We start from the raw sequence: 19,971 nt of genomic DNA on the forward strand, positions 1-19,971 counted from the left end.
GCCGCCGCCCGCGGCGTTAGCCGTTCGGACGATGCCCGGGAGCCGCTACGCCATGCGATTCTTCGCAAGCGGCGGATTCGCTGCGAAATAGCGCTTGATGCCCCTTAGGATCGCGTCGGCCATCTTGTCGCGGTAGGCCTCGTCGTTGAGCTTCTGCTCTTCTTCCGGGTTGCTGATGAAGGCGGTTTCGACCAGGATCGACGGGATATCGGGCGCTTTCAGCACCGCGAAGCCGGCTTGTTCGACCGAGCCCTTGTGCAGCTTGTTGATTTCGCCGACCTCGTCGAGCACGAAGCCGCCATAGCGCAGCGAGTCGCGAATCTGCGCGGTCGTCGACATGTCGAAGAGCGCGCGGTTCACCGATTCGTCCTGCGTCTTCACGTTGATGCCGCCGATCATGTCCGACGAGTTTTCCTTGTTCGCCATCCAGCGCGCCGCCGCACTCGACGCGCCGTGCTCCGACAGCGCGAACACCGACGAGCCGCGCGCCGCCGGCGTCGTGAACGCGTCCGCGTGGATCGAGACGAACAGGTCGGCGCCCACACGCCGCGCCTTTTGCACGCGGACGTTGAGCGGCACGAAGAAATCGGCGTCGCGCGTCATCATCGAGCGCATGTTCGGCTGCGCGTCGATCTTGGCGCGCAGACGCTTCGCGACATCGAGCGCGATGTGCTTTTCGTAGGTTCCCGCGCTGCCGATCGCGCCCGGGTCTTCGCCGCCGTGGCCCGGATCGATCGCTACCGTGAGCAGCCGGATCGTGTTGCCGGTGCCGGGTTTCGACGGCGTCGTGAAGCCGTAGGCATCGCTGCTGTCGGCGTCGTCGCTGTTGTTGCGCGCGAGCGCGGGCGGGGCGGCAGGCGGCGCAACGGCGGGTGCCGCGGGCTTGGCTGCCGCACGCGGTGCGGGTGCGGGCGCGGCGCGCACCGGCGAGCGCGGCACGTCCGGCCCTGGCGTGTTCTGCGCATATTGCTGGAAGAACGCCTCGCTGTTGTCGGCCGTGGCCGCGGGCGGCGCGGCGGGGCCCCCGAGCGGGGCGGGCGTGAACGCTTGGTTGCCTTGGTTCAGGCGCTGCTCCTTGTGCTCGGTCTGCGCGAGGAGGTCCATCAGCGGGTCGGGCGCGACGGCGGGATACAGGTCGAACACGAGCCGGAACTTGTAGCTGCCTACTGGCTGCAGTGAGAACACCTGCGGCTTCACCTGCCCTTTGAGGTCGAACACCATCCGCACCACGTGCGGCTGATATTGGCCGACGCGCACCGCTTGAATCTGCGGATCGTTCGGCGTGATCTTCGAGACGAGATCCTTGAGTTCCTGATCGAGATCGAGACCGTTCAAGTCGACGACGAGACGATCCGGCGCGGCGAGCAGCGTCTGTGTGTTTTGCAGCGGCTGATCCGATTCGATCGTCACGCGCGTGTAGTCGCGCGCGGGCCACACGCGCACGCCGAGCACCGAGCTCGCCCATGCCATGCGCGGCGCGATGAACGGCGCGGCGAGCCCGAGCACGAGCGTCGATGCGCTCGCGCGCAGCACCTGCCGGCGGCGCCAGTTGTGTGTCGCGGTCGCGGCCGATTCGATCGAGCGGAACGGCTTGATTAACATCTTTCTAGGCATGCTTTTCCTGATTCGCTGTACGCGCGTGCTTCGAGCGTGCGGCCGTCGCCAGCCACGTCGAGCGAGAAAACGAGATCCGGAATGCCGAGCAGGTCCCCTGCCTGCTGCGGCCATTCGACGAGGCAGATCGCAGCCGAATTGAAATACTCGCGAAAGCCCGCGTCGGCCCATTCGGCCGGATCGCTAAAGCGGTAGAGATCGAAATGGTAGAGCTCGAGTTCCCCATCGGGGCGTTCGAGCGCATAGGGCTCGACGAGCGTGTAGGTCGGGCTGCGCACGCGGCCCGGGTGGCCGAGCCCGCGCAGAGTCGCGCGCACGAGGGTCGTCTTGCCCGCGCCGAGCTCGCCGATCAGCTGCACATGCAGCCCGTTGAAAGGACGATCGCTGCGCTTTTCGCTTCGCACGCTCTCGATGGCAGATCCGAAGCGCGCGCCGAATGCATCGGTGGCGGCTTCGTCCGCGAGCGTGAAATGGCGCTCAAGCATCGGGCTCGCGCAAAGGTGAGTCGAGAGATCGGGCTTGACGGGCATTCTCGTAAAATAGCGTGATGAACCGATATCCGGACCATTCCGTGTCCCGCGCGCCTTTGTCCGATGACGACTGCCGTGCACCGCGCTGCTTCGACGAAGCCGCGTTGGCGGCGCTCGCGCAGCGCATCAAGGAGTGGGGGCGCGAGTTGGGTTTCGGTGCGGTCGGTATCAGCGATATCGACCTCAAGGATGCCGAGGCGGGCTTGGCCGCGTGGCTCGAAGCGGGCTGCCACGGCGAGATGGATTATATGGCCAAACATGGCCTGAAACGCGCGCGTCCGGCCGAGCTTGTGGCCGGCACGCTACGCGTGATTACAGCGCGCATCGCCTATTTGCCGGCTTCGACGCTCGCGGGAAAGGCGGGCGAAAGCGCGGCGTCAGGCGCCGGCTCGGCGACGTTGCCGGGCGCACCGGCAGCGTCGCCGAACGACGCATCGGGCGGCGCGCCGAGCGCCAGGGGCGGCGGCTGGCGCGCGCAAGAAATGGCGCGCCTTACCGATCCGTCCTCGGCCGTCATCTCGGTCTACGCTCGCGGACGCGACTATCACAAGGTCATGCGCAACCGGCTGCAACAGCTCGCAGAGCGCGTCGAGGACGAGATCGGCGCGTACGGCTATCGCGTGTTCACCGATTCGGCGCCGGTGCTCGAAATCGAACTCGCGCAGAAGGCCGGCATCGGCTGGCGCGGCAAGCACACGTTGCTGCTGCAGCGCGAGGCGGGTTCGTTCTTCTTCATCGGCGAGATCTATGTCGACGTGCCGCTGCCGACCGACGCCGAGACGTCCCCGGAGCACGCGCCGCAAGCGCCGGGCGCCCACTGCGGGCAATGCACGCGCTGCATCGACGCATGTCCGACCGGCGCGATCGTCGCGCCGTATCGAGTCGACGCGCGGCGCTGCATTTCGTACCTCACGATCGAATTGAAAGGCAGCATTCCGGAAGACTTGCGGCCGCTGATCGGCAATCGTGTCTACGGGTGCGACGATTGCCAGCTCGTGTGTCCGTGGAACAAGTTTGCGCAGGCCGCGCCCGTCGGCGATTTCGACGTGCGGCACGGCCTGGATCGTACGACGCTGGTCGATTTGTTCGGCTGGAGCGCGGATGAATTCGATACGCGGATGCAGGGCAGCGCGATCCGGCGCATCGGATACGAGCGGTGGCTGCGCAACATTGCGGTCGCGATGGGCAATGCGCTGCGCGCAGAGGCGTCGTCCATCGACGATGCGGCGCGCGCGGATATCGTTGCCGCGCTGACGCGCCGCGCCGACGACGCGTCGCCGCTCGTCCGCGAGCATGTGCAGTGGGCGCTCGCGGCTGCGTGATGTCGGTTTCGAACTCGCGGGAAGCGCCTGAACAGTCATTGCGCGCGACGCATGATGAAAGGTCGCACGTACAACAGGAGCAGGAGGCATCATGTTCAATGCTGTGATCGACGCGCCGTTCGGCAAAGTCGGCATTCGCACCGACGGCGTGACAGTGCGCGAAATCGTCTATTTGCCGGACACGGCGGCGAGCGTCGAGCCGGATTCGCCGCTTGCGGCGCGCGCGGTGCAGCAGATCGAGCGCTACTTGGAAGATGCGCGCGCGACCTTCGATTTGCCGCTCGCTCTGGCCGGCACGGAATTTCAGCGTCGCGTGTGGCGGGGTATCTGCGCGATTGCGCCGGGCGAAGTGCTGACCTACGGGCAACTGGCGAAGGAAGTCGGCAGCGTGGCGCGCGCGGTCGGCCAGGCTTGCGGCGACAACCGGTTTCCGATTGTGATTCCGTGTCATCGCGTCGTGGCGGCAAGCGGCATCGGCGGCTTTGCGCATGAGGCGGAGGAAGGCTATTTGCGCCGCACGAAGCGCTGGCTGCTCGCACACGAAGGCCTGCTTCAATACGCGTGAGCCGCAATATGACCGACGCAACCGCTGCCGCCGAAGCGGCGCCGCCGCCATCGCCCTCGTTGGCGGCGAGCACCGATTCCATCGACGCATTCTGCGACGCGCTGTGGCTCGAACACGGCCTGTCGCGCAACACGCTCGACGCCTATCGCCGCGACTTGCGCCTCTTTGCCGAATGGCTCGCCGGCACGCATTCGGCGTCGATCGACGGCGCGAGCGAACTCCATCTGAACGGCTACATCGCCGCGCGCCGCGCCGACAAGGCAACCTCGGCGAACCGGCGGCTCTCGGTGTTTCGGCGCTTCTACGTGTGGGCCGTGCGCGAGCACCGCGCCGCAGCCGACCCGACGCTCAAGATCCGCTCCGCAAAACAGCCGCCGCGCTTTCCGTCGACGCTCACCGAAGCGCAAGTCGAGGCGTTGCTCGGCGCGCCCGATATCGACACGCCGCTCGGCCTGCGCGACCGCACGATGCTCGAGCTGATGTACGCGAGCGGCTTGCGCGTCACTGAGCTCGTCACGCTGAAGACGGTCGAAGTCGGCCTGAACGACGGCGTCGTGCGCGTGCTGGGCAAGGGCTCGAAGGAGCGGCTGATTCCGTTCGGCGAGGAAGCGCACGGCTGGATCGAGCGCTATCTGCGCGAGGCGCGGCCCGCGCTGCTCGGCGCGCGCGCGGCGGACGCGCTCTTCGTGACGAACCGCGGCGACGGCATGACGCGTCAGCAGTTCTGGAACATCATCAAGCGCCATGCGCGCGCGGCCGACGTCCGTGCGCCGCTGTCGCCGCACACGCTGCGGCACGCATTCGCGACGCACTTGCTCAATCACGGCGCGGATTTACGCGTCGTCCAACTGCTGCTCGGCCATACGGATATCTCGACGACGCAGATCTACACCCACGTCGCGCGCGAGCGGCTGAAGTCGCTGCACGCGGCGCATCATCCGCGGGGGTGAGGTTAGAATTCCGCGATGAGCAAATCGAAGCACGTTTCCGAAACCCTCGCCACGCAGTTCCTGCGCCGACACGGGGTGAGCTTCGGCGAGCATCCCTATGACTATGTGGAGCACGGCGGCACATCCGAGTCCGCGCGGCAGCTTGGCGTCGATGAACATTTCGTCGTCAAGACGCTCGTCATGGAAGACGAGCACGCGAAGCCGCTGATCGTGCTGATGCATGGCGACCGCACCGTCTCCACGAAGAACCTCGCACGCCAGATTGGCGCAAAGCGCGTCGAGCCGTGCAAGCCCGAAGTGGCGAGCCGCCATTCCGGCTACCTCGTCGGCGGCACGTCGCCGTTCGGCACGAAAAAGACGATGCCGGTGTACGTCGAATCGAGCATCCTCGAACTCGACACGATCTATCTGAACGGCGGCAAGCGCGGCTATCTCGTGAGCCTCGCGCCCGGCGTTCTGACGGCGCTGCTCGCGGCGAAGCCCGTGCAGTGCGCGAGCGTCGATTGATCAAAGAGGGGCCTGCCGCGAAGGGACGGCGCGGCCGGCAGGCAGGGAAAGCAAGGATCATCGCCGCTACGGCGGTTCGGTAGAATGAGCGCCGGTCCGCCACCGGCCCCGTCCTCGATAACTCGATAACGATACGTTGAAAGAGTCCCTTACATGGAAATCCTGATCGCCGCCGTTGCTGCCTACCTGATCGGATCGGTGTCGTTTGCCGTGGTCGTCAGCGCCGCGATGGGGCTGGCCGACCCGCGCTCGTACGGCTCGAAGAACCCCGGCGCGACCAACGTGCTCAGAAGCGGCAACAAGAAAGCGGCAATTATCACGCTGATCGGCGATGCGTTCAAAGGCTGGCTCGCGGTGTGGCTCGTCGCGCGGTTCGGTCCGCGCTACGGCCTCGAAGATGGCGCGATTGCGCTCGCGGCAATCGCCGTTTTCCTCGGCCACCTGTATCCGATTTTCTTCAAGTTCAAGGGCGGCAAGGGTGTGGCGACGGCAGCGGGCGTGCTGCTCGCGATCCACCCCGTGCTCGGTCTGGCGACCGCGCTCACATGGCTCATCATCGCGTTCTTCTTCCGCTATTCGTCGCTGGCTGCGTTGGCGGCCGCGGTGTTCGCGCCGCTCTTCGACATCTTCCTGTTCGGCGAAAACCGTATTGCCTGGGCAGTCTTCGCGATGAGCGCGCTGCTCATCTGGCGCCATCGCGCGAATATCTCGAAGCTGATTGCCGGGCAGGAAAGCCGGATCGGGGAAAAGAAGCGCGATGCCGGCGGTGCGCCGGCGCGCAAGCATTGAGGGCTGCGGCCGGGCTGCGAGCCGGCCGCTTTGCTTGGCGGTCGAATCAATCGCGGAAGTTGTTGAAGTCGAGCGGCGTATCGGTCACGTCCTTGCGCAGCATCGCGATCACGCTTTGCAGGTCGTCGCGCTTGGCTCCCGTGACGCGCACCGCATCGCCCTGGATGCTTGCTTGCACCTTGATCTTGCTGTCCTTCACGAGCTTGACGATCTTTTTCGCGAGATCGCCCGACACACCCTTCTTCACGGTCACGACCTGCTTCACCTTGTCGCCGCCGATCTTCTCGATCTTGCCGTAGTCGAGGAAGCGCACGTCCACATTGCGCTTCGCCATCTTCGACAGCAGCACGTCTTTCACCTGGCCGAGCTTGAAGTCGTCGTCGGCGAACAGCGTCAGTTCGCCTTCCTTCTGCTCGACCCGCGCGTCGGACCCCTTGAAGTCGAAGCGCGTCGAGATCTCCTTGTTGGACTGCTCGATCGCGTTCTTCACTTCGATCATGTTGGCTTCGCAAACGACGTCGAACGATGGCATTGCTTTCTCCCTTTTGAGCGGCGGTGCCTGGCGCCCTTGGCGCCGCGCCGCGGCCGGGCGGCAGGCACTCGCTATAATCACGAACCGAACGCCATTCTACCGACCCCTTCATCTTTTGCCCAAGGCCGCCGCGCTTCGCGACGCGGCGGTTTTGCGGCATGAAAGCGATTTCCGATGTCTTTGCCTGATTGTTCACCTGATTCCGTCTCGTTCGTTTCCGACGCGCCGCTGCGCCCGTACAACACGTTCGGTATCGACGTGCGCGCGCGCCTGCTGTGCAGGATCGAGCGCGAAGACCAGTTGATCGGCATCGCGCACGACTCGCGTGTGACAGGCCTTCGGCGGCTCGTGCTGGGCGGCGGCAGCAACGTCGTGCTGACGCGGGATTTCGATGGTCTGGTGCTGCTGATCGAGTTGCACGGCAAGCGCATCGCGCGCCAGGACGGCGATGCCTGGTACGTCGAGGCGGCGGCGGGCGAGAACTGGCACGACTTCGTCGCATGGACGCTCGCGGTGGGGCTGCCGGGCCTCGAAAACCTTGCGCTGATTCCCGGCACGGTGGGCGCGGCACCGATTCAGAACATCGGTGCATACGGGCTCGAAATGTGCGAGCGTTTCGCGTCGCTGCGCGCGATCGAACTGGCGACCGGCGAGATCGCCGAGTTCGACGCGGCCGCGTGCCGCTTCGGCTATCGCGACAGCTACTTCAAGCGGGAAGGACGGGACCGTTTTGCCGTCGTTTCGGTCACGTTCAAGCTGCCGAAGGCGTGGACGCCGCACGCCGACTATGCGGACGTCGCCCGCGAGCTGGCGGTGCGCGGCGTGGCGGCGAGCCCGCAGGCGATTTTCGATGCGGTCGTCGCGGTACGGCGCGCCAAGCTGCCCGATCCGCTCGTGCTCGGCAACGCGGGCAGCTTCTTCAAGAACCCGGTCGTCGACGCGGCGCAGTTCGCCGCATTGAAGGCACGAGAGCCGGAGCTGGTGTCGTATCGGCAGCCGGACGGTCGGGTCAAGCTTGCAGCGGGCTGGCTGATCGACCAGTGCGGCTGGAAAGGGCGCGCGATGGGCGCGGCGGCCGTGCACGAGCGTCAGGCGCTCGTACTCGTCAATCGCGGCGGCGCGACCGGTGCGCAAGTGCTGGCGCTCGCGCGCGCGATTCAGAAGGATGTGTTCGAGCGCTTTGGGGTCCAGCTGGAGGCGGAGCCTGTCTGTCTATAGACGTTGGCAGTCGCGCCTAGGTTGAAAAAAATGCCCCGCTGAGTTGAATTGGCGGGGCATTTTTTTGTTTGGGCGCAGTTGAAGTCAGTGATTCAACTTGCCGAGCATCAGGAACTCCATCAGCGCCTTTTGCACGTGAAGACGGTTCTCGGCTTCATCCCACACGACGCTTTGCGGACCGTCGATCACTTCGGCGCTCACTTCCTCGCCGCGGTGCGCGGGCAGGCAGTGCATGAAAAGCGCGTCCGCCTTCGCGCGGGCCATCATCTTCGCGTCGACGCACCAGTCGGCGAACGCGGCCTTGCGGGCCTCGTTCTCGGCCTCGAAGCCCATGCTGGTCCAGACGTCGGTGGTGACGAGGTCGGCGTCCGCGCACGCTTCGTGCGGATCGTCGAGCGCTTCGTAGAACGGTGCGCTTTCCTTGGCGACGAGCGCATGGTCGAGCTTGTAGCCCGGCGGCGTCGAAATGCGGAGCTTGAAGCCGAGAATCTGCGCGGCCTCGATCCAGGTGTAGAGCATGTTGTTTGCGTCGCCGACCCACGCGACAGTTTTGCCGCGAATCGGGCCGCGGTGCTCGTAGTACGTGAAGATGTCGGCCAGCACCTGGCACGGGTGGTACTCGTTGGTCAGGCCGTTGATGACCGGCACGCGCGAATTCTCGGCGAAGCGGCGGATGATGTCCTGGCCGAACGTGCGGATCATGATGATGTCGACCATGCGCGAAATCACCTGCGCGGCGTCTTCGATCGGCTCGCCGCGGCCGAGTTGCGTATCGCGCGTGCTCATGAAGACCGCATGGCCGCCGAGCTGGAAAATGCCGGCTTCGAACGAGAGGCGCGTGCGCGTCGAATTCTTCTCGAAGATCATCGCCAGCGTGCGGTCATGCAGCGGGTGATAGGTCTCGTAGTTCTTGAACTTGCGTTTCAGGATGCGCGCGCGTTCGAGCACGTACTCGTATTCATCCAGCGAGAAATCGTTGAACTGCAGGTAGTGGCGAATTTTCTTGGCGGTCATGAAACGAAATACGGCGGTTTCACCCGGCCGGAAAAGCCGGACGGCGCCGCCGTCAGATGTGGTAACTCGAAGCAGCATAAAGGATTTTTACCTGTTTGACGAGTCAGTCCAAAGACCGCGGATAGCCCGGGCGGGCCCGTTCGTACGTGTTCGTCACCGTCTTTGGAGGTGCTGGGAAACGTCCTGTGTGCAGTGCGGAAAGAAGTTCGCTGCGGTATAATTCTCGGGATTTTTCACGCCCGGCAGGCCGGTTTTGTGCTTGCGGGACACCGGTGCCGCAACGGGGGCTCGATCCCTGTCATCCGCACCGCGCAGATTGCGATCGCGGCCCTTTTCAGGTGCTGGTTCGCCCTCAATGCTTCGCGTTCATCGTGTTCAGGCGGTCTCGTTCGCCGGCACTTCGCTGGGCTAGATACTTGGGTATTCCTACATGGCCGAAGCCCCCTTTACCGAATATTTCATTCAAGGCATCACGAAGGACGGAAGAAAGTTTCGGCCGAGCGATTGGTCGGAGCGCCTGGCTGGCGTGATGTCGTGCTTCGGGCCCGGCGCGCATGGTCCCAATGCCCGCTTGCAGTACTCGCTTTACGTGCGGCCGACGCTGCTCGGCGACCTCAAGTGCGTGATCCTCGACTCGCGGCTGCGCGAGATCGAGCCCATGGCATTCGATTTCGTCCTGAACTTCGCAAAGGACAACAATCTCCTGGTGACGGAAGCGTGCGAGCTTCCCGCGTATCACGGCACGCAGCAGCGCGCCACCGGATGAGATCGAGCGCTGGTCAGCGGCGCTGTCTGGCGACGCTGGAGGGCAGCGCGCTAACGGCGCCGGTCGTCAGCAGATCAGGATGGATCGAATAGACGAAGAAAAGCCCGCGAAGGCAATGCCAGCGCGGGCTTTTTTACGTCGCAGCGGAAACAGGAGGTGGCCCGCCGGTGGGCGGGCCGACCAGATTTACTGCGCGGGCGCTTGCAGGCCCTTGATGGCTGCAGCGAGGCGGCTCTTGTGACGAGCGGCCTTGTTCTTGTGAACGATCTTCTTGTCGGCGATGATGTCGAGCGTCTTTGCCGACAGCTTGAAGACTTCAGCGGCCTTTGCTTGATCGCCGGCTTCGATCGCCTTGCGAACGGCCTTGACTGCGGTGCGGTACTTCGAACGCAGCGCGGAGTTGTGCGAGTTGGCCTTTGCGGCCTGGCGGGCGCGCTTGCGTGCTTGTGCGGAGTTAGCCATGAGGGTTCCTTATCCTGTTCCTGTTTCCAGTGCCTGACCGGATGGGCTGAAAGCGTGAGGCTGCGGGCCGATCGCCTTCTCCTTCTATCCGTCCGGTTAAACGCTGCTTTTCGATCCAAACCCCTGGAAGCGATTGCCCAGGAGCGCAAAAAATGTGAATCACATTGGCGAAGCCGGCTCAAAAACGGCTTAAAAAGGCACGGCCGAGCTTCGAAACGGGCGATTATAGCAACAAAATCAGACACGTGGCAACCGTTGAGGCGCCTTCGAGGAATCGCCCGGCGGCGCGCGCCGATACCATGAAAATGCGTGCAATCGGCGAACTTGGCGGCGGGGCGGCGAACAAATAACGGGCAATCGGGAGTCGAGCGGGTCCGTGACTCATCTCGGCCCGTATAATAGGCGCCCCATGAATCTATTCCGAGCCCTGCTGACGGTCAGCGGCTTCACGCTGCTGTCGCGCGTGACCGGACTGGCCCGCGAAACGCTGATCGCCCGCGCGTTCGGCGCAAGCCAATACACCGACGCGTTCTACGTCGCGTTCCGTATCCCCAATCTGCTGCGGCGGCTGTCGGCCGAAGGCGCGTTCTCGCAGGCCTTCGTGCCGATCCTCGCCGAGTTCAAGAATCAGCAAGGCCATAGCGCAACGAAGGCGCTCGTCGACGCAATGTCGACCGTGCTCGCGTGGTCGCTTGCGGTCCTCTCGCTCGTCGGGGTCGCGGGCGCGTCGTGGGTGGTGTTCGCGGTCGCGTCGGGCCTGCGCGCCGACGGCCAGGCATTCCCGCTGGCCGTTGCGATGACGCGGATCATGTTCCCGTACATCATCTTCATTTCGCTGACGACGCTCGCGTCCGGCGTGCTCAACACTTACAAGAGCTTTTCATTGCCGGCATTCGCGCCGGTGCTGCTCAACGTCGCGTTCATCGCGGCGGCCGTGTTCGTCGCCCCGCATCTGAAGGTGCCGGTCTATGCGCTTGCGTGGGCGGTGATCGTCGGCGGCTTGCTGCAGTTTCTCGTGCAGTTGCCGGGCTTGAAGAAGATCGACATGGCGCCCCGCATCGGGCTCAATCCGCTTGGCGCGCTCGCGCACCGCGGCGTGAAGCGCGTGCTCCTGAAGATGGTGCCGGCGACGTTCGCGGTCTCCGTCGCGCAGCTGAGCCTCATCATCAATACGAACATTGCGTCGCGGCTGGGGCCGGGCGCGGTGTCGTGGATCAACTACGCGGACCGGCTGATGGAGTTTCCGACCGCGCTGCTCGGCGTCGCACTCGGGACGATCCTGCTGCCGAGCCTGTCGAAGGCCCACGTCGACGCCGATGCCCACGAGTACTCGTCGCTGCTCGATTGGGGCTTGCGCGTCACGTTCCTGCTCGCCGCGCCGAGCGCGCTCGCGCTTTTCTTTTTCGCCGAGCCGCTGACGGCGACGCTCTTTCACTACGGCCGCTTCGACGCGCGCTCGGTCGTGATGGTCGGCCGCGCGCTCGCGGCGTACGGCGTCGGTCTGATCGGCCTCATTCTCATCAAGATCCTCGCGCCGGGCTTCTACGCGAAGCAGGACATCAAGACGCCGGTGAAGATCGGCATCGGCGTGCTGGTCGTGACGCAGCTCTCGAACTACGTGTTCGTGCCGATCTTCGCGCACGCGGGGCTCACGCTCTCTGTCGGGCTCGGCGCGTGCGTGAATGCGCTTCTTCTGTTCCTCGGCTTGCGCAAGCGCGGCATCTATACTCCATCGAGCGGGTGGACGCGTTTCTTCGTGCAGTTGCTGGGCGCGTCGCTCGTGCTGGCGGGCACGATGCACTGGTTTGCCGTGAACTTCGACTGGATCGGCATGCATAGCCGTCCGGTGGAACGGATCGTGCTGCTGGGGGCTTGTCTTGTCCTGTTCGCTGCACTTTACTTCGGTATGTTGTGGTTGATGGGTTTCAAATACGCCTATTTCAGAAGACGAGTGAAGTGACCACGATGACACGCGTTCTCGACTACTTCAGCACGCTCGTCGCCGACGACGACAGCCTCCCGCTCACCGAGGCAGCGCTTTCGCTCGCGCAAGATGCGTATCCCGATGTCGATCTGCAAGGCGCGCTGGCGGAAATCGACGAGCTGGTGTTGCGCCTGAAGCGGCGCCTGCCCGACGATGCCGACCTTCGCGAAAAGGTCAGTACGCTGAACCGCTTCTTCTTCCGCGAACTCGGCTTTTCGAGCAATCTGAACGACTATTACGATCCCGACAACAGCCATCTGAGCATCGTGCTCAAGCGCCGTCGCGGCATTCCGATTTCGCTTGCGGTGCTGTACCTCGAAATGGGCGAGCAGATCGGCGTGCCGGTGAAAGGCGTGTCGTTTCCCGGGCATTTCCTGTTGCGCGTGAGCCTGCCCGAGGGCGACGTGATGCTCGATCCGACGACCGGGCAATCGCTCTCCGAAGCGCAGATGGTCGATATGCTGGAGCCGTATATCACGCGTTGGGGCGAATCGATCGCCAGTGCGCTGCGCGTGCTGCTGCAGCCGGCGACGCGCCGCGAGATCATCGAGCGCATGCTGCGCAACCTGAAGGCGGTGTATTTGCAGACGGAGCGCTGGCAGCGCCTCCTGGCGGTGCAGCAGCGGCTCGTGATCCTGCTGCCGGAGAACATCGAGGAAGTGCGCGACCGCGGCTTCGCGTATGCGCGGCTCGATTACCTGCGGCCGGCGCTCGAGGATCTCGAGCGCTACCTTGGCGATCGTCCCGATGCGGACGATGCGACTGTCGTCGAATCGCAGTTGCATGAATTGCGGCAGCGCACGCATCACAACGACGACTGATTTTCTTCGCGTGAACGGCACCGGCGCGCACTGCAGGCTTTTTTTGTCGACCCGAGTTAGCGCTTCAGCACTTACTCGGGTCCCATGCAACGCTGTCGTGCCGCAGTCGAATCGGCGAGTTACTTCGGCTGCATCCGAATCGCGCCATCCAGGCGAATGACCTCGCCGTTCAGCATCGTGTTGTCGAAGATCTGCTTGACGAGCATCGCGTACTCGACCGGTTTGCCGAGGCGCGGCGGAAACGGCACCATCGCGCCGAGCGCGTCCTGCACTTCTTGCGGCATGCCGAGCAGCATCGGCGTCTCGAAAATGCCCGGTGCAATCGTCATCACGCGGATCGCGCTGCGCGACAGGTCGCGTGCGATCGGCAGCGTCATGCCGGCCACGCCGCTCTTCGAAGCGGCATAGGCGGCTTGGCCGATCTGTCCGTCGAATGCTGCAACCGACGCGGTGTTGATGATCACGCCGCGCTCGCCGCTCGCGTTCGGCTCGTTCTTCGCCATCGCAGCGGCGGCCAGGCGCAGTACGTTGAACGTGCCGATCAGGTTGATCGAGATGGTTTTTGCGAACGCGTCGAGCGGGTGCGGGCCGTCCTTGCCGACGGTCTTGATCGCGGGCGCCACGCCCGCGCAGTTCACGAGCCCGGCGAGCGTGCCGAGCTGCGTCGCCGCCGCGACCGCTTGCGTCGCGTCCTCTTCGCGCGTCACGTCGCATTTGACGAACACGCCGCCGAGTTCCTTCGCCAGCGCCGTGCCCACACTCTCGTTCAGGTCGGCGATCACGACCTTGCCGCCGTGCTCTGCCAACAGGCGCGCGGTGGCTGCGCCGAGGCCGGATGCGCCGCCGGTAATCAGAAATGCGTTGCCGCGAATCTCCATCTTGCTGCTCCTTTTCCTGGGTAAAGAATGCGTTTCGCCATTATCGTTGTTAGCACGTAAGCGACGATTGTAATGGCTCGGTGCGCCCGGGCATAGGATGGTTGCCGCCAGGCGCGACGCTTTGGGGCTTGGGTTCGCGCTACGTGACATCGAGCATGGTCATTGTCGCTTGCAGCTTTGCATGGGCGCCGAGTAACCGCTAAAGCGCTAACTCGGGTCGACATAAAAAAACCCGCCGGTTCAGGGCGGGTTTGAGTGCGGCAGCTTGTGTCTTGGCCGATGTGAAAGAGGTGCGATCACTTCAGCACATCGAACACGCGCTGGCGAATCTCGTCGACCGAACCGAGGCCCGAGATGCGGCGGTAGGCCGGCGCCTTCAGGCCGTTCTCGACGCCGCGCTGCGCCCACTGGTTGTAGTAGTCGATCAGCGGCTTCGTTTGCGCAACGTATACGTCGAGGCGCTTCTTTACCGTCTCTTCTTTGTCGTCGTCGCGCTGGATCAGCGGTTCGCCCGTCACGTCGTCTTTGCCCTCGACCTTCGGCGGATTGAACTTCACGTGGTACGTGCGGCCCGACGCCGGGTGCATGCGGCGGCCGCTCATGCGGACGATGATCTCGTCGAACGGCACATCGATTTCCAGTACGTAATCGATCGGCACGCCCGCTTCCTTCATCGCTTCCGCTTGCGGCAGAGTGCGCGGAAAGCCGTCGAACAGGTAGCCGTTCGCGCAATCCTGCGCTTGCAGGCGTTCCTTGACGAGATTGATGATGAGTTCGTCAGTGACGAGCTCGCCCGCGTCCATGTAGCGTTTCGCTTCGAGGCCGAGCGGCGTGCCCGCCTTGACCGCTGCGCGCAGCATGTCGCCGGTGGAAATCTGTGGAATCCCGAATTTTTCCTTGATGAAGTTTGCCTGGGTGCCCTTGCCCGCGCCGGGCGCGCCCAACAGGATCAAACGCATGGTGATATCTCCGAATCGTATGTGAATTCTGCATCGCGAGGCACTATGGCGTCCGCAAGACTCGATGCTCCATTCACGCAAAAAAAAGCGGCCCGCCGAGCAGCAGCACATCCGTGGGACGGCGCTCGAAGACGGGGGGCAGGGCAAACGAGAGGGAAACCTAGTGGCCGAATGTTTCGGATGGCTCGCGCAATCGAGACTGATTATGCCATGGGTTTTTAGCTTTCCGACCGAAAAAGGGACCTTACGCGTTCCAGGTCGGCCGGCGTGTCGACGCCGGGGGCGGGCGCCTCATGCGTGACGAGCACCGCGATGCGCTCGCCGTGCCACATCGCGCGCAGCTGTTCGAGCACTTCGGTGTGCTCGATCGGGGCTTGCGCGAGCGTCGGATAGGAGCGCAGAAAGCGCGCGCGATAGGCGTAGAGCCCGATGTGGCGGTGCACCGTGCCGGCGGGCGGCGCGGGCATCGCGAGGAGGTTCGGCGCAGTCGCGGACCAATGCGGCTGGTACGCATCGCGCATCCAGGGGATCGGCGCGCGAGAGAAGTACAGCGCGACGCCTCGCTTGTCGAGCACGACCTTCACCACGTTCGGGCTGAAGATTTCGGCCGGATTGGAGATCGGGTGCGCTGCCGTCGCGATCGCGCAATCGGCGTTGGCGGCAAGGTGCGACGCTACGCCGCGCACGAGGGACGGGTCGATCAGCGGTTCGTCGCCCTGCACGTTGACGACGATCGTGTCGTCGCTCCAGCCGAAATGCGCGGCGACTTCGGCGAGGCGGTCGGTGCCCGACGGGTGGTCGGCGCGCGTCAAGAGCGCGTCGATGCCATGCGCGCGGGCGGCGTCGAGCACGCTCGGCGCGTCCGTTGCGATCAGCACTTGCCCAGCGCCCGATTCGCGCGCGCGTTCGGCGACCCGCACGACCATCGGCTTGCCGCCGATGTCGGCGAGCGGTTTCTCAGGCAGGCGCGTGGATGCGAGGCGGGCCGGCACGACGGCCACGAACGGCGGTACGCCGGAGCGAACGGAATCGGTCATCGAAGAGGCAGGCGGCGAAGAGAGTCAGGTTCCGGACGACGGATTGAGCGGCTCGACCGGCGTGCCTTCGACAGTCTGGCGCGCCTCGTCGACCAGCATCACCGGAATGCCGTCGCGGATCGGATACGCGAGCTTGTCGGCGTTGCAGATGAGTTCCTGCGTGGCGCGGTCGTAGCTGAGCGGCCCCTTGCAAATGGGGCAAACGAGGATTTCAAGCAGGCGAGCGTCCACGGAGTTTCTCCACAACTAGGGCGATGAGGCGGGGGTCAAGCGCGGCTTCGACGGGAACGACCCAGATCCGGGCGTCGCGCCGAGCCCCTAATTTTACCGCATCCTTTTCGGTTATCAGGATGGCGTCGGCGTCGGCATCGACGAATGGATTGTCATGGAACGCGTAGTGGTCGGGCAGGGCTCGCGTGGCCGGCGAGAGGCCCGCCGCGCGCAGCGTCGCGAAAAAACGTTCGGGCGAGCCGATGCCCGCCGCGGCGAGCACGCGCTGGTTCGCGAACTGCGAAAGCGGGCGCCGCAGGGTCGGGTTGGCGAGGTGCCACGCATCGCCGGGCGTCAGATTCAGCGCGTAGGTGTTCGGCCACGCGGGCAGCGTGCGCTGGTACGGGCTGTTCACGAGCGTCGCGTCGCGCCGGCGCGAGAGCGGTTCGCGCAGCGGCCCGGCCGGCAGCAGGAAGCCATTGCCGCCGAGGCGCTGATCGAACACGACGAGCTCGACGTCGCGCGCGAGACGGTAGTGCTGGAGGCCGTCGTCGCTGACGATCACGTCGACTTCGCGATGAGCGGCGAGCAGCGCCAGCGCTGCCGCGACGCGATTCGGGCACACGAACACCGGCGCGCCGGTGCGGCGCGCGATCAGCAGCGGCTCGTCGCCGGCTTGATCCGGGGGCGACGTCGGCGTGACGGCAGCGGGGCTCGTGACCTTTGCGCGGTAGCCGCGCGATACGACGCCCGGTGTGAAGCCGGCGGAGCGCAAGGCTTCGACGAGGGCGATGACCGTCGGCGTCTTGCCGGTTCCGCCGACGGTCACGTTGCCGACGATCACGACCGGCACGCCGATCCGCACGGTCTTTTTCCAGCCTAGCGCAAAGCTCATGCGGCGCAGCGCAGCGACGATGCCGAACACGCACGCGAACGGGAGAAGTGCCCACGCGAGCGCGCCGCGGCGTTGCCACTCGCGCGTGATGCGGGCTTCGAGGCGGGAGGCGAGACGGTTCATTGCGCTCATCGGTGAGACGGCGGCGTGGCACGCCATGCGGCGGCGCGACTCAAGGGAAACCCCAAGGGAAACATCAATGTGGTTCTCCGGGCGAACGGCAAGATCGGGGCGTGCGGCAAGCGGCGACGGGGACGTGCCCGATCGAGGCGCCGCCGTGTGCTGCATGCTGGATTCAAAGAAGGCGGTCGTCGGTCTTCCGGCACTCAAAACGGCCCAGGAAGCCGGCACTCTAGCGCGGCTGGCTTTGATCGGGCAAGTCGCCGGGCGGCTCGCCCGCCGCCGGCCAGGCGATGGTGAACGCGCTTGCGTGCCTGTGGATAACTCTGTGAAGAACTTTATCCGGAAAAGGCCGGGAGGCTGGAAAATCAAGCCTTTCATCGGTAACTGCTTTGGTCCTACAAATATTAAATCGTTGTATATCAATGACTTGCGACGAGCGCGCTAGCTGCGGCGGTGGATCGCGCGGGTTTGCTGTTGCCCCGCATCAATGTGGAAACCTCCCATCATTTGCTCCGCCGCTCTGGACGCGGCTGAGCCGCCGGTCTATTGTCTGTCCGGTCAAGAAATTCATCGCTCCCCATGCAATCGGATACCCCTTTTTCTTCCTCCGGGCAAGGCGCCGGAAGCTCGGCCGGCCCCTTCGGGGGCGACGCCGTCGTGCCGGTGTCGGCGCTCAATCGCGCAATCAGCACGATGCTCGAACGGACGTTCCCGCTCGTCTGGGTCTCGGGCGAGGTGTCGAATTTCACGCGCGCCGCGAGCGGTCACTGGTATTTCTCGATCAAGGACGCGCAGGCGCAGATGCGCTGCGTGATGTTCCGCGGCCGCGCGCAATACGCCGAATTCACGCCGCGCGAGGGCGACAAGATCGAAGTCCGCGCGCTCGTCACGATGTACGAGCCGCGCGGCGAGCTTCAACTGAACGTCGAGGCGGTGCGGCGCACCGGGCAGGGGCGATTGTATGAAGCGTTCCTGCGGCTGAAGGCGCAGCTCGAAGCCGAAGGGCTCTTCGCCGCCGAACGCAAGCGCGCGCTGCCGGCGCACCCGCGCGTAATCGGCGTCGTGACGTCGCTGCAGGCAGCCGCATTGCGCGACGTGCTGACGACGCTCGCGCGCCGTGCCCCGCATATTCCCGTGATCGTCTATCCGGCGCCGGTGCAGGGCGCGGGCGCGAGCGAGAAAGTCGCGGCGATGGTCGAGACCGCGAATGCGCGGCGCGAGGCGGACGTGCTGATCGTCTGCCGCGGCGGCGGCTCGATCGAGGACTTGTGGGCGTTCAACGAAGAAGTGCTGGCGCGCGCGATTGCTGCGAGCGAGTTGCCGGTCGTGAGCGGTGTCGGCCATGAGACCGATTTCACGATCGCCGATTTCGCCGCGGACGTGCGCGCGCCGACGCCGACCGGCGCCGCCGAGCTCGTCAGCCCGCAGCGTGCGCTCCTGCTGCGCGATCTCGATCATCGTCACGCGATGATCGCCCGCAGCTTCGGCCGCATGATGGAGCGCCGCGCGCAACAGCTCGACTGGCTCGCGCGCCGGCTCGTGAGTCCGGCCGAGCGTCTCGAGCGGCAGCGCACGCATTTGCAGCAACTGCAGGTGCGCCTGGCGTCGGCGGGGGCGCGTCCGGTGCGCGATGCGCGTGCGCGCTTCGCGCTCGTGCAGTTGCGCTGGCAGCGCTGCCGGCCGGATCTCGCAGTGCATCGCAGTGCGTTGGCGGGTCTCGCGCAGCGGCTCGACGCAGCCCTGCTGCGGCATCACGAGCGGCAGACTTCGCGTGTCGAAGCGCTCGCCGCAAGGCTCGAAGTGCTGAGCCCGAAACGCACGCTCGAACGCGGCTATGCGGCGCTGCTCGATGCGCAAAATGGCCGCGCGGTGCGCTCGCCGTCGGCGCTGAAACTCAACCGGCGTCTGACGGTCCATCTCGCAGAAGGGTCCGCCGATATCGCGCTCGCCGACATTCAGCCGCGCCTTTCCGATAGCTTTTAACGCAGCCGTTTTTGCATTGTCCCGTCTGCTCAATGAGCACTATTTACGCTTGATCCCCAGTGGCTGCGGGCAATGCTTCCCATAAAAGACCACTGGTTTGCGGGGTCTTTCCAAGTCGCCTACAATCCAGTGCTCCAAAGCGTCAGTCGCCAATCCCCACAAACTCGAAACAAGGAACAGCATCATGGAACATACGCTCCCGCCGCTGCCGTACGCGAAAAACGCACTCGCACCGCACATGTCGGAAGAGACGCTCGAGTTTCACTACGGCAAGCATCATCAGACTTATGTGACCAACCTGAACAAGCTGATTCCGGGCACCGAGTTCGAGAACCTGTCGCTCGAAGAGATCGTGAAGAAGTCGTCGGGCGGCGTCTTCAACAACGCAGCGCAAATCTGGAATCACACGTTCTTCTGGAACAGCCTCTCCCCGAAAGGCGGCGGCGCACCGGCAGGCGCGCTCGGCGACGCGATCAACGCGAAGTGGGGCTCCTACGACAAGTTCAAGGAAGCGTTCACGGCAACGGCAGTCGGCACGTTCGGCTCGGGCTGGGCATGGCTCGTGAAGAAGGCGGACGGCTCGCTCGACCTGGTCTCGACCAGCAACGCCGCCACGCCGCTCACGACCGATGCGAAGCCGCTCCTCACGATCGACGTGTGGGAACACGCTTACTACATCGACTATCGCAATGCGCGTCCGAAGTTCGTCGAAGCGTTCTGGAACATCGTGAACTGGGACTTCGCCGCAAAGAATTTCGGCGCGTAAGCCCAGTCTTCTCAAGGCAGTAAAAGCAGAAAGCCCTCGAATTCGA

At 64.7% G+C, this 19,971-nt stretch carries 22 protein-coding genes; 12 read left to right on the forward strand and 10 right to left on the reverse strand.

The window, feature by feature from the left end; genetic code table 11:
- Positions 1 to 45 precede the first annotated feature (45 nt).
- Positions 46 to 1,614, reverse strand: coding sequence for an N-acetylmuramoyl-L-alanine amidase (locus tag J3489_RS09700; RefSeq protein ID WP_206997501.1), 1,569 nt, complete (start codon positions 1,612 to 1,614; stop codon positions 46 to 48).
- Positions 1,596 to 2,144 (reverse strand): tRNA (adenosine(37)-N6)-threonylcarbamoyltransferase complex ATPase subunit type 1 TsaE, encoded by a 549-nt coding sequence (gene tsaE / locus J3489_RS09705; RefSeq protein ID WP_206997502.1) that lies wholly within the window; start codon positions 2,142 to 2,144, stop codon positions 1,596 to 1,598. Before tsaE ends, J3489_RS09700 begins: the two co-directional genes overlap by 19 nt.
- Before the next feature lie 17 nt (positions 2,145 to 2,161).
- Here tsaE and queG point away from each other — a divergent pair, with 17 nt between their 5' ends.
- The 5 genes from queG to plsY all read left to right on the forward strand — a co-directional run bounded on the left by queG (position 2,162) and on the right by plsY (position 6,277).
- Positions 2,162 to 3,466 (forward strand): tRNA epoxyqueuosine(34) reductase QueG, encoded by a 1,305-nt coding sequence (queG, locus tag J3489_RS09710; protein WP_206997503.1) that lies wholly within the window; start codon positions 2,162 to 2,164, stop codon positions 3,464 to 3,466.
- A gap of 91 nt (positions 3,467 to 3,557) precedes the next feature.
- The gene (locus J3489_RS09715; RefSeq protein WP_206997504.1) at positions 3,558 to 4,031 is read left to right on the forward strand and encodes a methylated-DNA--[protein]-cysteine S-methyltransferase; all 474 of its coding nucleotides are present in this window, start codon (positions 3,558 to 3,560) and stop codon (positions 4,029 to 4,031) included.
- A gap of 8 nt (positions 4,032 to 4,039) precedes the next feature.
- Positions 4,040 to 4,981 carry a site-specific tyrosine recombinase XerD gene (xerD, locus tag J3489_RS09720; protein ID WP_206997505.1) on the forward strand — a complete coding sequence of 314 codons (942 nt, stop codon included), beginning with the start codon at positions 4,040 to 4,042 and terminating at the stop codon, positions 4,979 to 4,981.
- Positions 4,982 to 4,996: 15 nt separating this feature from the next.
- Complete coding sequence (gene ybaK / locus J3489_RS09725) at positions 4,997 to 5,488, forward strand: Cys-tRNA(Pro) deacylase (protein WP_206997506.1); 492 nt, start codon at positions 4,997 to 4,999, stop codon at positions 5,486 to 5,488.
- 153 nt (positions 5,489 to 5,641) lie between these two features.
- Entirely contained in the window at positions 5,642 to 6,277 is a 636-nt protein-coding gene (plsY, locus tag J3489_RS09730) for a glycerol-3-phosphate 1-O-acyltransferase PlsY (RefSeq protein ID WP_206997507.1), read from the forward strand.
- Positions 6,278 to 6,323: 46 nt separating this feature from the next.
- On the opposite strand, the gene J3489_RS09735 is transcribed toward plsY, so the two are convergent.
- A complete protein-coding gene (locus J3489_RS09735) occupies positions 6,324 to 6,809 on the reverse strand; it encodes a YajQ family cyclic di-GMP-binding protein (protein ID WP_206997508.1) in 486 nt (161 codons plus the stop codon).
- Positions 6,810 to 6,983: 174 nt separating this feature from the next.
- Between J3489_RS09735 and murB the strand changes: the two genes are divergently transcribed.
- The gene (gene murB, locus J3489_RS09740; RefSeq protein WP_206997509.1) at positions 6,984 to 8,027 is read left to right on the forward strand and encodes a UDP-N-acetylmuramate dehydrogenase; all 1,044 of its coding nucleotides are present in this window, start codon (positions 6,984 to 6,986) and stop codon (positions 8,025 to 8,027) included.
- A gap of 84 nt (positions 8,028 to 8,111) precedes the next feature.
- On the opposite strand, the gene argF is transcribed toward murB, so the two are convergent.
- Positions 8,112 to 9,041, reverse strand: coding sequence for an ornithine carbamoyltransferase (gene argF, locus J3489_RS09745; RefSeq protein WP_206997510.1), 930 nt, complete (start codon positions 9,039 to 9,041; stop codon positions 8,112 to 8,114).
- A gap of 430 nt (positions 9,042 to 9,471) precedes the next feature.
- On the opposite strand from argF, the gene J3489_RS09750 reads away from it, so the two are divergent.
- Positions 9,472 to 9,807: a DUF3579 domain-containing protein gene (locus J3489_RS09750; protein WP_206997511.1), complete on the forward strand. Its 336-nt coding sequence runs from the start codon at positions 9,472 to 9,474 to the stop codon at positions 9,805 to 9,807.
- 186 nt (positions 9,808 to 9,993) lie between these two features.
- Here J3489_RS09750 and rpsT read toward each other — a convergent pair whose 3' ends face one another.
- Positions 9,994 to 10,269 (reverse strand): 30S ribosomal protein S20, encoded by a 276-nt coding sequence (rpsT, locus tag J3489_RS09755; protein WP_137331265.1) that lies wholly within the window; start codon positions 10,267 to 10,269, stop codon positions 9,994 to 9,996.
- A gap of 346 nt (positions 10,270 to 10,615) precedes the next feature.
- Between rpsT and murJ the strand changes: the two genes are divergently transcribed.
- Together murJ and J3489_RS09765 are read left to right on the forward strand one after the other, a co-directional pair.
- Positions 10,616 to 12,229: a murein biosynthesis integral membrane protein MurJ gene (gene murJ, locus J3489_RS09760; RefSeq protein WP_309491354.1), complete on the forward strand. Its 1,614-nt coding sequence runs from the start codon at positions 10,616 to 10,618 to the stop codon at positions 12,227 to 12,229.
- A 5-nt stretch (positions 12,230 to 12,234) separates the two neighbouring features.
- On the forward strand, positions 12,235 to 13,074 hold the full coding sequence (locus tag J3489_RS09765; RefSeq protein WP_206997592.1) for a SirB1 family protein: 840 nt from the start codon (positions 12,235 to 12,237) through the stop codon (positions 13,072 to 13,074).
- Between the two features lie 119 nt (positions 13,075 to 13,193).
- Here the strand turns inward: J3489_RS09765 and J3489_RS09770 are convergent, their stop codons facing one another.
- The 5 genes from J3489_RS09770 to lpxK all read right to left on the reverse strand — a co-directional run bounded on the left by J3489_RS09770 (position 13,194) and on the right by lpxK (position 17,176).
- Complete coding sequence (locus tag J3489_RS09770) at positions 13,194 to 13,952, reverse strand: 3-hydroxyacyl-CoA dehydrogenase (RefSeq protein WP_206997513.1); 759 nt, start codon at positions 13,950 to 13,952, stop codon at positions 13,194 to 13,196.
- A gap of 296 nt (positions 13,953 to 14,248) precedes the next feature.
- Positions 14,249 to 14,911 (reverse strand): adenylate kinase, encoded by a 663-nt coding sequence (gene adk, locus J3489_RS09775; RefSeq protein WP_206997514.1) that lies wholly within the window; start codon positions 14,909 to 14,911, stop codon positions 14,249 to 14,251.
- 218 nt (positions 14,912 to 15,129) lie between these two features.
- A complete protein-coding gene (gene kdsB / locus J3489_RS09780; RefSeq protein ID WP_206997515.1) occupies positions 15,130 to 15,948 on the reverse strand; it encodes a 3-deoxy-manno-octulosonate cytidylyltransferase in 819 nt (272 codons plus the stop codon).
- A gap of 24 nt (positions 15,949 to 15,972) precedes the next feature.
- The gene (locus J3489_RS09785; protein ID WP_206997516.1) at positions 15,973 to 16,179 is read right to left on the reverse strand and encodes a Trm112 family protein; all 207 of its coding nucleotides are present in this window, start codon (positions 16,177 to 16,179) and stop codon (positions 15,973 to 15,975) included.
- The gene (lpxK, locus tag J3489_RS09790; RefSeq protein WP_206997517.1) at positions 16,160 to 17,176 is read right to left on the reverse strand and encodes a tetraacyldisaccharide 4'-kinase; all 1,017 of its coding nucleotides are present in this window, start codon (positions 17,174 to 17,176) and stop codon (positions 16,160 to 16,162) included. The genes J3489_RS09785 and lpxK overlap by 20 nt, the downstream gene beginning before the upstream one ends.
- Before the next feature lie 163 nt (positions 17,177 to 17,339).
- Here lpxK and J3489_RS09795 point away from each other — a divergent pair, with 163 nt between their 5' ends.
- The 3 genes from J3489_RS09795 to sodB all read left to right on the forward strand — a co-directional run bounded on the left by J3489_RS09795 (position 17,340) and on the right by sodB (position 19,925).
- On the forward strand, positions 17,340 to 17,621 hold the full coding sequence (locus J3489_RS09795) for a hypothetical protein (RefSeq protein ID WP_206997518.1): 282 nt from the start codon (positions 17,340 to 17,342) through the stop codon (positions 17,619 to 17,621).
- A 134-nt stretch (positions 17,622 to 17,755) separates the two neighbouring features.
- Positions 17,756 to 19,159: an exodeoxyribonuclease VII large subunit gene (gene xseA / locus J3489_RS09800; RefSeq protein ID WP_206997519.1), complete on the forward strand. Its 1,404-nt coding sequence runs from the start codon at positions 17,756 to 17,758 to the stop codon at positions 19,157 to 19,159.
- A 184-nt stretch (positions 19,160 to 19,343) separates the two neighbouring features.
- Complete coding sequence (sodB, locus tag J3489_RS09805; RefSeq protein WP_206997520.1) at positions 19,344 to 19,925, forward strand: superoxide dismutase; 582 nt, start codon at positions 19,344 to 19,346, stop codon at positions 19,923 to 19,925.
- The last annotated feature ends 46 nt before the right edge of the window (positions 19,926 to 19,971 follow it).

It is taken from the genome of Trinickia mobilis (assembly GCF_017315705.1).
Classification (GTDB): domain Bacteria; phylum Pseudomonadota; class Gammaproteobacteria; order Burkholderiales; family Burkholderiaceae; genus Trinickia_A; species Trinickia_A mobilis.

Bases quoted from the DNA above. Each gene is read 5' to 3' on its own strand.
- J3489_RS09715 (WP_206997504.1), top strand. From the start codon at position 3,558: ATGTTCAATGCTGTGATCGACGCGCCGTTCGGCAAAGTCGGCATTCGC.
- queG (WP_206997503.1), top strand. From the start codon at position 2,162: ATGAACCGATATCCGGACCATTCCGTGTCCCGCGCGCCTTTGTCCGAT.
- J3489_RS09700 (WP_206997501.1), bottom strand. From the start codon at position 1,614: ATGCCTAGAAAGATGTTAATCAAGCCGTTCCGCTCGATCGAATCGGCC.
- lpxK (WP_206997517.1), bottom strand. From the start codon at position 17,176: ATGAACCGTCTCGCCTCCCGCCTCGAAGCCCGCATCACGCGCGAGTGG.
- adk (WP_206997514.1), bottom strand. From the start codon at position 14,911: ATGCGTTTGATCCTGTTGGGCGCGCCCGGCGCGGGCAAGGGCACCCAG.
- plsY (WP_206997507.1), top strand. From the start codon at position 5,642: ATGGAAATCCTGATCGCCGCCGTTGCTGCCTACCTGATCGGATCGGTG.
- sodB (WP_206997520.1), top strand. From the start codon at position 19,344: ATGGAACATACGCTCCCGCCGCTGCCGTACGCGAAAAACGCACTCGCA.
- xseA (WP_206997519.1), top strand. From the start codon at position 17,756: ATGCAATCGGATACCCCTTTTTCTTCCTCCGGGCAAGGCGCCGGAAGC.
- kdsB (WP_206997515.1), bottom strand. From the start codon at position 15,948: ATGACCGATTCCGTTCGCTCCGGCGTACCGCCGTTCGTGGCCGTCGTG.
- J3489_RS09735 (WP_206997508.1), bottom strand. From the start codon at position 6,809: ATGCCATCGTTCGACGTCGTTTGCGAAGCCAACATGATCGAAGTGAAG.
- J3489_RS09765 (WP_206997592.1), top strand. From the start codon at position 12,235: ATGACACGCGTTCTCGACTACTTCAGCACGCTCGTCGCCGACGACGAC.
- J3489_RS09750 (WP_206997511.1), top strand. From the start codon at position 9,472: ATGGCCGAAGCCCCCTTTACCGAATATTTCATTCAAGGCATCACGAAG.
- tsaE (WP_206997502.1), bottom strand. From the start codon at position 2,144: ATGCCCGTCAAGCCCGATCTCTCGACTCACCTTTGCGCGAGCCCGATG.
- J3489_RS09770 (WP_206997513.1), bottom strand. From the start codon at position 13,952: ATGGAGATTCGCGGCAACGCATTTCTGATTACCGGCGGCGCATCCGGC.
- ybaK (WP_206997506.1), top strand. From the start codon at position 4,997: ATGAGCAAATCGAAGCACGTTTCCGAAACCCTCGCCACGCAGTTCCTG.
- rpsT (WP_137331265.1), bottom strand. From the start codon at position 10,269: ATGGCTAACTCCGCACAAGCACGCAAGCGCGCCCGCCAGGCCGCAAAG.
- murB (WP_206997509.1), top strand. From the start codon at position 6,984: ATGTCTTTGCCTGATTGTTCACCTGATTCCGTCTCGTTCGTTTCCGAC.
- argF (WP_206997510.1), bottom strand. From the start codon at position 9,041: ATGACCGCCAAGAAAATTCGCCACTACCTGCAGTTCAACGATTTCTCG.
- J3489_RS09795 (WP_206997518.1), top strand. From the start codon at position 17,340: ATGCTGGATTCAAAGAAGGCGGTCGTCGGTCTTCCGGCACTCAAAACG.
- xerD (WP_206997505.1), top strand. From the start codon at position 4,040: ATGACCGACGCAACCGCTGCCGCCGAAGCGGCGCCGCCGCCATCGCCC.